Origin of the sequence: Mycobacterium sp. E3305, assembly GCF_001666785.1 — a bacterium.
Classification (GTDB): Bacteria; Actinomycetota; Actinomycetes; order Mycobacteriales; family Mycobacteriaceae; genus Mycobacterium.
This window is the reverse complement of record NZ_LZJA01000187.1, coordinates 1-7,798: the sequence shown is the minus strand read 5'-3', so window position 1 is coordinate 7,798 and position 7,798 is coordinate 1. Positions and strand designations below refer to the sequence as shown.

The window sequence follows — 7,798 nt, the reverse complement described above, 5'->3', positions numbered from 1 at the left end:
CCGACCCGGCCGGTGGTGAACCGCTCGGGCGCCATATACACCCGCGACGGGTCGCCGTGCCCGAGACCGAAGTCGACGAGATACGCGAAGTGGTCCGGGGTCAGCAGCACGTTTTCGGGCCGAACAGCCAAATGCACCAGCCCGGCGGCGTGCGCGGCGTCCAGCGCTCGCGCGACCTGCGCGACGATCGACGCGGCGCGCGACGCTTCCAGTGGCCCCCGCTCGCGCAGCAGATCCCTGAGGCTGCCGCCGTCGACCAGCTGCATGTCGACGTAACAAACCCCGTGGATCGAACCGAAGTCGTGCACCGGGATGACATGCGGCTGCTCCAACAGCGCAGCGACACCGCAGTCCTGTCGAAAGCGTTGCTGGAAGCCGGGTTCCGCGGCGATGTCGGCGGATACCAGCTTGACCGCGACCGTCCGGTCCCTAACTGTGTCGTGCGCGCGGTAGACCTCGCCCGTCACACCCGCTCCGATCAGCGATCGCAGCTCGTAGGGACCGAACCGGGTGCCAAGCCGCGAGGTCAATGGGCAGTCCTTTCGCTAGGTCGTAAAGGTCCAGCCCGGCGGGTTCCCCGAATGGGCGCCGACCTAACGTGCGGCGGCTCACGCGTGCGGGGGCACCGGGCACCAGAACAAGCCGCAGTTGAAATTGGGCGGTCCGGCCGGCCGCGGGTGCGGGGTGGCATTGATCGGGCCGCTCGGCCACCCGTAGACGGCACCGGTGTCGGCGTCGACCACGCCACGGTAATCGTAGTAATAGAGGTGGCACACGCCCATGTTCCAGTTGACGAAGTTGTCCGGGATGCGCTCGCCCGGGCACCACTGGCCGCAGGTGTGCCCCGCCGGGCAGTTGCCGCCGACGTGGCCGTACGGGTCGGCCTGCGCGACGCCCGCGGTCAGCCCCACACCGATGCCGGCCGTCAGCAGCGCGGCGGCCATCCACTTCATGTTCATGCCGCAATCACACGCCGGCCGGGCGGCTACCGATCCCATGTCGACGTCAGCCGCCGTGGCCTTTGTGCTTAGGGCCCCCGTGACCTGGCGGACCCGGCGGGGGCGCCGGCTGCGGGGTGCTCGTGGGTGTGGTGGTGGCGGTGGCGGTCGTCGGGGGCGGCGCCGGCGTGGTGGTGGTCGTCGAGGGCGTCGGCGGTGGCGCCGAGAACGGCGGATCGATCGCCAGCAGGAGGAGTGCCAACAGGAAGGCCGCCGCGATCGCCGCGATCCACCACTTGCGCCGCGGACTGTCCGGCTCCAGCCGCGCGGGCGTGTAGGTCAGCACGGCGGGCGGCGGGGCTTCCATCACGCGGGTGCCGGTGGGCATCACCGGCGGCGGGGCGCCGACCAGCGCGGCCCGCATGGCACCCGCCTGGTCGAACCGCCAGGCGGGGTCGCGGGCCATCGCGCGCTCGATCGCGGCGGCGAGCGGCGGGGGCACCTCCGGACGCAGCGTGGCCAGCGGCGGCGGCGACTCCTGCAGGATCGCGCGCGCCAGCGCGCCCAGGTCCTCCTGCGGGAACGGCCGCCGCCCGGTCAGCGCCTCGTAACCCACCACGCCGACGGAGTACAGGTCGTCGAGCACCGTGGCCGGCTTGGACGTCAGCCGCTCGGGGCTCAGGTAGGCCATGCTGCCGACGACCTCGCCCGCCCTGGTGTAGGCGGCGCCGGAGGTCTTGGCGATGCCGAAGTCGGCGAGCTTGGGTTCCCCCGCGGCGGTGAACAGGATGTTGCCGGGCTTGACGTCGCGGTGCAGGATGCCGGCCTGATGCGCTTCGGCAAGGGCGTCCAGGACACCGTCGAGGACGGCGTGCACGAAGGGCACCGGCAGCGGCCCGCGGGCGATGTGGTCGGCCAGCGTCACTCCCGGTAGCCGCTCCATGACGATGAACGGCAACCCGTAGTGCTCGCCGACGTCGTGCACCACCACGACGTGCCTCCCGGTCAGCCGCGCGGCGACGCGCGCCTCGGTGTCGAACCGCGAACGGTTGTCCGGCCGGTCGGCCACCCCGGGGTAGAGCAGCTTGATGGCGACGGGGCGGTTGAGCTTCCGGTCCCACCCCTCGCGCACCTCGGCCATCGCACCGCGGCCCAGGACGCCACGCAGCTCGTACCGGCCGTCGGCAAGGAGACCGCCCGGCACCAGGAGCACTCCGTTACTGCCCTGGCCGCGGTAGGACTGAGTTCCTTGGAGGTCCGTGTCGATCTCCTGTCGGAAAGCTGACTGCCCTGCTGGTTCCGGATAACCACAGAATCGGGAATCGAAACCCGCTGCTCAACAGGCGTTCAACAAGGGTTTCTGGGCCACCCCCGCAAACTCCCCGACGAAGCCGTTCCCCAGCCACCACCTGGGCTCGGTGTGCTCGAAGATCTCCTCACCCAGGGCGCGATCGCGCACCGACTTCTTGACGGGAAACGGATTCATCCCCGACTTGTATTCGACCCCGACCATGGCGGGGGCGTCCGGCCGGCCTCGCCGGGGCAGCAGCTCGAACCCGGCCTGCTCGAGCACCGCGTTCAATTCGGCGGGGCGGGGGAATCGCCGAAAGTCATGGTTCGGCTTGTGCAGACCGAACACGAACAACGGCCCGACCGTCACGAAACACAGCCACGTGCACACGTTGCGATCGGGCGCGACATAGAACATCCGGCCGCCCGGCCTCAACGCGCGAAACACGCTGTCCATCAAGCGGCGGTGCTCGGTGCAGTGGTCGAGCACCCCATGCAGGTAAACCAGGTCGAATCGATCGGCCCCCAACACCTCCGGGTCACGCGCGTCGCCGACGACGAAGCTCACCCCCGCCTTGCCGGCAAAACGCTTGCGGGCCGCGTCGATCGACTTGTAGTCGACGTCGATGCCCACGATGTCCCACTCGCTTAGTCGCGGATCGCGGTTGAGCAATCCCTCGATAGCCCCGCCGCCGCCGCAACCGACCACCGCGATCCTCGGGCCCTCTACCGCAGGAAGATAGTCGCGCAGGAAGTCCCATGCGGCGTAGTCGATTTCGCCGACGAGGTCCGCGGTGAAGCGCCACTGTTCGCTGACCTCGGCATTGGAGAAGTAGCGCACCCCGCGCTCGATCGTGCCGTTGCTGATCCGCATCAGCGCGCGATCGATCAGCGAATAGTGGTACTCGGGCTCGCCTTTCGTATCGTTGGCCCGTTCGCGATCGAGGAACTCGAAGTAGCGCCGCTCCTCGGGCTCGATGGGCGGCTCCCACGACTGCGCGTGCCCGAGCACGCGTTCCCGGATCCACGAGTCGATCACCCGGCTGTAGACGACCGTGTCGAACAGCATCAGCTGATGCCCGCCGCCGGGCATCATGAAGAAGTCCTTGGTACCGCCGATCCGCTCGAAGCATGCCCGGCAGTGCTCGGCGCCGACGATCTCGTCGTGCTCCCCGCAGGTGATGAGGACGGGTTTCGTGTTGGCGGCGGCGGGTTTTGGCGGGACGTAGTTGAACACCGAGTGGTAGCTCTTGAGCCCGTACTGCCAGACGTAGAACGGGTCCTTCTTCTTGGTGTCGAGCAGCCCGGGGTCTTCCTGGTAGGCGGCCTCGAAGTCGATGACGCGTCTTAATGGGACCCGCAGCCGATCGCCGAATGTCTTGGCCGCCCACTTCGCCGGTCGCGACCGGAACAATCGGATCGCCGGGCTCATCGGCGCCTCGTGGTTCAACAGGATGTTCATGCACACGCCGGCTGTCACGGCCGGGCACGCGTCGAGCGCGTGGAACGCGACTTCCCCGCCCTGGCTGGCGCCGTGCAGGACGACCGGGAGGGACGTGCGCCGCGCCGCGTAATCGGTTACCGCCCTGGTGTCTTCGAGGAAGTCCTCGAAGCTGAACACGCCCGGCTCCCCCTCGGTGCGGCCATGCCCGGTCAGGTCGAACGAATAGACGGCCGCCGGAAAGTTCCGGCGCATGTGCTCGGCGAACGCGTCGTAGCTCTCGCTGTTGCCGGCGGTGCCGTGCACCAGCACCAACACGTAGTCGGCGGTGGGGTTGTCGTAGCGGCGCACGAAGATTCGTTTGCCGCCGGATCCGGTCACCGCGTCTTCGACCATTGGTTGATCGGTGAGGTTCGGGGTCATCGCCTGGGTTCCAATCCTTCGGTGATGCGGGCCGCGAGCAGTTGGGCGAACACGTCGAAGTCGCGACGGAAGGCCGAGGTGTCCGAAACGAACGGCCGCTGCATCGACATGCCCAGCAGCACGGTTTCGAAGAGGCGCACCGACTCGTCGATCAAGCGCTGCGGCACGTCGTCACCGGCGATGCGGCGCAGCGCCTCGCCGAGCTGCCGGCGTTGGGTATCGCGATAGTCGACATACGCGACCCGCAGGAACTCGTTGTGGTTGGCCGCCGCGGCGAACTCGACCATGAACGTGACCGCGTCGATGTTGTCGATGAATAAGGCGTACATCAGCCCGGCCGCCTCGGTCAGGCCCTCGCGCACCGACAGCCGCCCCGGCAGCCGCGTCGCCGCCGTGGCGAACATGCGCTTGGCCATGTCGTCGATCGCCGCCTGGAAGAGCTTTTCCTTGGTCTCGAAGTGATAGTGCAGCAGCGTCTGCGAGACGCCGGCCCTCGTCGAGATCAGCTTCATCGAGGACTTCTCGTAGCCGTACGCGCAGAAGCACTGGATCGTCGTCTGCAGGATCCGCTGCCGGGCGTCACCGGCAGGCACCTCGGACTTCGAAGCCGCCGCGGTCATCCGCCCACGATACTGTCTGATCGATCAGTCAGGCAAGGTACGCTGGGGAGTGATGCGCCCGAAAATCACCCTGACCTTTGACAACGGCCCGACACCCGGCGTCACGGACCGGGTTCTCGACGCCCTCGCCCAGCGGCAGGCGTCCGCCGTCTTCTTCGTCGTCGGCGAGAACGTCCGCCCGCCGGCGGGGCGCCGGCTGCTGGAGCGGGCGGTGCGCGAGGGGCACCGGATCGGCAATCACTCCCTCACCCACGGCCGGCCCCTCGGCGAGCTCTCTGCCGCGGAGACGCTTCACGAGATCCGCGGCACCCAAGAGCTTTTGGACGACTTCGGCGATGCCGATCGGCTCTTCAGGCCGTGGGGAACGGAGGGCGCACTCGAAAAGCGCTGCCTGAACCGCACGGCGATCGACCACCTGATCACCGAGAAGTACACCTGCGTCCTGTGGAACAGCGTCCCGCGCGACTGGGCCGACCCGCGCGGCTGGGTCGAGCGGGCACTCGCCGATACCCGCAGCCACCAGCACACCGTCGTCGTCCTGCACGACCTGCCCACCGGCGCGATGGAGCAGCTACCCGGGTTCCTCGACGAACTCGACGGCTCCGGCGTGGAGGTCACCGCCCAGCTGCCCGACGATTGCGTGCCGATCCTCCGCGGCCGAATGCGGACTCCCCTCGATCACCTGACCGCGGCGATAGGCTGAAGCCTCATGAGCGACATGACGGCCCGGTTCGCCGAGATCGTCGGCCAGCACAACCTGCTGACCGGTGACGCCATCCCCGAGGACTACTGGCACGACGAAGTCTTGACGAAGCCGCCGCAACGCCCGGCGTATGTCGCCAAACCGGTTTCCGCGGAAGCGGTTTCGCAGCTGCTGAAGGCCGCCTCCGACGCTGGCGTGCCGGTCACGGCCCGCGGCTCGGGCACCGGCCTGTCGGGCGCGGCGATCCCGCGGGCCGATGGGCTGCTGATCTCCTTCGAACGGATGAACGCCGTCCTCGAGGTCGACACCATCAACCAGGTCGCCGTCGTCCAACCCGGGGTCACGCTCACCGAGCTGGACGCCGCGACCGCCGACACCGGCCTGCGCTACATGGTTCACCCCGGCGAGCTGTCGTCCAGCGTCGGCGGCAACGTCGGCACCAACGCCGGCGGCATGAACGCGGTCAAGTACGGCATTGCCCGCCAGAACGTGCTCGGGCTGCAGGCGGCGCTGCCGACCGGCGAGCTCATCCGCACCGGCGGCAAGATCGCCAAGATCTCCACCGGCTACGACCTGACCCAACTCATCGTCGGCTCCGAAGGCACCCTGGCCCTGGCCACCGAGGTGACCGTCAAGCTGCATCCGCGGCTCGACCACAACGCCGCCGTGCTCGCCCCGTTCGCCGACTTCGACCAGGTCATGACGGCGGTCCCCAAGATCGTGGGCAGCGGCCTCGCGCCCTACATCCTGGAGTACATCGACAACGTGACGATGGCCGCGCTCGTACACACCCAGAACCTGGAGTTGGGCATCCCCGACAGCGTCCGCGACAGCTGTGACGCGTATCTGGTTGTGGCGCTTGAGAACCGCACCGCCGACCGGCTCGACGAGGACGTCGAGAAGGCTGGCGAGCTGCTGGCCGAGCTCGGCGCGGTAGACGCCTATGTGCTCGAAGGCGGTTCGGCACGCAAGCTGATCGAGGCGCGCGAGAAGGCGTTCTGGACGTTGAAGGCGGTCGGCGCCGACGACCTCATCGACACCGTGGTGCCACGCGGCGCGATGCCCAAGTTCCTGTCCGCCGCGCGCGGCCTGGCGGCGGCCGCCGGCGGGGCGGCGGCGGGCTGCGGGCACGCCGGCGACGGCAACGTGCACCTGGCCATCTTCTGCAAGGACCCCGACACGCGCAAGAAGCTGATGATCGACATCTTCGCGCTGGCAATGGAATTGGGCGGCGCGATCTCCGGGGAGCACGGGCTGGGCCGCGCCAAGACGCCCTATTTCCTCGAGCTGGAGGACCCGGTCAAGGTGGACCTGATGCGCCGCATCAAGCGGAGCTTCGACCCGGCGGGCGTCCTCAATCCCGACGTGGTCTTCGCGGGCGCTTAACCGATAACCGGGAAGTGGCGTTGGGCGGCAAGGGCTTTGAGCGCTTTTTGCATCGTCCAGCGCACGTGCGCGTCGAGTCGCTTGATGTCGGGCGCCTCGCCGAAATGGCGAAGGTCGATCGGCCGCAGGACCTCGGTGACGATCTTGGTGGGCAGCGGCATGTTGACCGGCGCCAGGACGCTGAGGCCGAACGGAAAACCGAACGTGACCGGCATGATGTTCGTTCGGAAGAACCTGCGCTCGAACTTGGTGAGCCGAAGCAGGCGGGCCAGCCACTGTCCGCGCGTCAGGAACAGCTGGCTCTCCTGCCCGCCGATCGAGACGGCGGGCACGATCGGGACGTCCGCCTCCAGGGCGGTGGTGATGTAGCCGGTCCGGCCGTCGAAGTTGACGACGTTCTCCTGCAGGGTCGGCCGGTACACGTCGTAGTCGCCGCCCGGGAACACCAGCACGACCGCGCCCGAGGCCAGCGCCTTGGCGGCGTTCTCGCGCGTCGCGCGGATCACGCCGGTGCGGCGGAAGAACTCGGCGGCCGGTCCGGAAAAGATGGTGTCGAAGGCGAGCGCGTAGAGGGGGCGGTCGTAGCCGAAGGTGTCGTAATAGTCGACGGCGAACACCGACAGGTCGAACGTCAGCATGCCGCCGGAATGGTTACCCACCACCAGCGACGGTCCTTCGGGAAGGTTGTCCAGGCCGCGCACCTCGGAGCGGAAATACCGTTTGACGATCGGCCGGGTCAGCGCGACGACGTGTTCGGTCAGATCGCGGTCCCATTTGTCGACGTCGGTCGAGTCGGTGTGGGTGTCGTTCATGTCTTTGCCCTCGCTCGCCGTTGAGCGTGAGCTGATGGTACGCCCGCCGCTCCGCGGCGACGCCGGTTTCGCCGCGCGGACTTCCCCCGTCGGTCGCGCGGACTTCCCCGGGCGATCGCGCGCTTCCCCGGGCGATCGCGCGGACTTCCCCGCGATTTCGAGGGATTAGCCAAAGTGCCCGCCTC

Annotated in this window: 8 protein-coding genes; 2 read left to right on the top strand and 6 right to left on the bottom strand. The window is 68.5% G+C overall.

The genetic code is table 11. The features are described 5' to 3' along the window. The 5 genes from A5701_RS17255 to A5701_RS17235 form a co-directional block, all read right to left on the bottom strand. Positions 1 to 530: serine/threonine-protein kinase (locus A5701_RS17255; protein WP_156670134.1), on the bottom strand; the 530-nt coding region annotated here is incomplete at its 3' end. Between the two features lie 78 nt (positions 531 to 608). Further along, positions 609 to 959, bottom strand: coding sequence for a hypothetical protein (locus A5701_RS17250; RefSeq protein WP_067756182.1), 351 nt, complete (start codon positions 957 to 959; stop codon positions 609 to 611). Positions 960 to 1,005: 46 nt separating this feature from the next. Next, positions 1,006 to 2,142 carry a serine/threonine-protein kinase gene (locus A5701_RS17245; protein ID WP_067756185.1) on the bottom strand — a complete coding sequence of 379 codons (1,137 nt, stop codon included), beginning with the start codon at positions 2,140 to 2,142 and terminating at the stop codon, positions 1,006 to 1,008. A 132-nt stretch (positions 2,143 to 2,274) separates the two neighbouring features. Beyond that, positions 2,275 to 4,092, bottom strand: a complete 1,818-nt coding sequence (locus tag A5701_RS17240) for an alpha/beta fold hydrolase (protein WP_067756180.1) — start codon at positions 4,090 to 4,092, stop codon at positions 2,275 to 2,277. Next, the gene (locus A5701_RS17235) at positions 4,089 to 4,712 is read right to left on the bottom strand and encodes a TetR/AcrR family transcriptional regulator (protein WP_067756178.1); all 624 of its coding nucleotides are present in this window, start codon (positions 4,710 to 4,712) and stop codon (positions 4,089 to 4,091) included. The genes A5701_RS17240 and A5701_RS17235 overlap by 4 nt, the downstream gene beginning before the upstream one ends. Before the next feature lie 52 nt (positions 4,713 to 4,764). Here A5701_RS17235 and A5701_RS17230 point away from each other — a divergent pair, with 52 nt between their 5' ends. Together A5701_RS17230 and A5701_RS17225 are read left to right on the top strand one after the other, a co-directional pair. Then, positions 4,765 to 5,415 (top strand): polysaccharide deacetylase family protein, encoded by a 651-nt coding sequence (locus A5701_RS17230; RefSeq protein WP_067756171.1) that lies wholly within the window; start codon positions 4,765 to 4,767, stop codon positions 5,413 to 5,415. A gap of 6 nt (positions 5,416 to 5,421) precedes the next feature. Beyond that, entirely contained in the window at positions 5,422 to 6,801 is a 1,380-nt protein-coding gene (locus tag A5701_RS17225) for an FAD-binding oxidoreductase (RefSeq protein WP_067756169.1), read from the top strand. Here A5701_RS17225 and A5701_RS17220 read toward each other — a convergent pair. Then, positions 6,798 to 7,613 (bottom strand): lysophospholipid acyltransferase family protein, encoded by an 816-nt coding sequence (locus A5701_RS17220; RefSeq protein WP_067756166.1) that lies wholly within the window; start codon positions 7,611 to 7,613, stop codon positions 6,798 to 6,800. The genes A5701_RS17225 and A5701_RS17220 overlap by 4 nt on opposite strands. Between the last annotated feature and the right edge of the window lie 185 nt (positions 7,614 to 7,798).